This window comes from Parvimonas sp. D9 (assembly GCF_035282565.1).
Classification (GTDB): domain Bacteria; phylum Bacillota; class Clostridia; order Tissierellales; family Peptoniphilaceae; genus Parvimonas; species Parvimonas micra.
In genome coordinates this window covers 1-349 of record NZ_JAYKBM010000081.1, presented here as the reverse complement: position 1 = coordinate 349, position 349 = coordinate 1, and the positions used below count along the sequence as shown (strand labels likewise).

The window sequence follows — 349 nt, the reverse complement described above, 5'->3', positions numbered from 1 at the left end:
CCAGGATCTGCTGGGCCGTCTGCCCGGTCTTGAAGTCGCCGTGGGCGCCGTCGTGCGGCAGGAAGTCCGTGCCCCAGCGGTACGGCAGCTTCTCCATCTGCTCCACGTACCACTCCAGCGTCTTCTGGTTGTCCTGCATGAAGTTGATGACGCGGAAATCCATGGCCGTGCGCTGCACGAAGGCGATGGCCATGTTGTCGGCCCAGCCCAGGTCCCAGACCGTGTGCACGGGCAGCTTGGGGTTGTAGGGCACCAGGCACACGCGGTCGTCGTTGTACAGGCGCTCCACCTCCTTGGCGTAGATCGCGCCGGCCAGGGTGCGCTTGGGGCGGCCTTCCCACACGTTCCA

General features: G+C 65.9%; 1 pseudogene. It reads right to left on the bottom strand.

The window, feature by feature from the left end:
• A pseudogene (locus VJI94_RS08110) lies at window positions 1-349 on the bottom strand (PBSX family phage terminase large subunit); the annotation flags it as partial.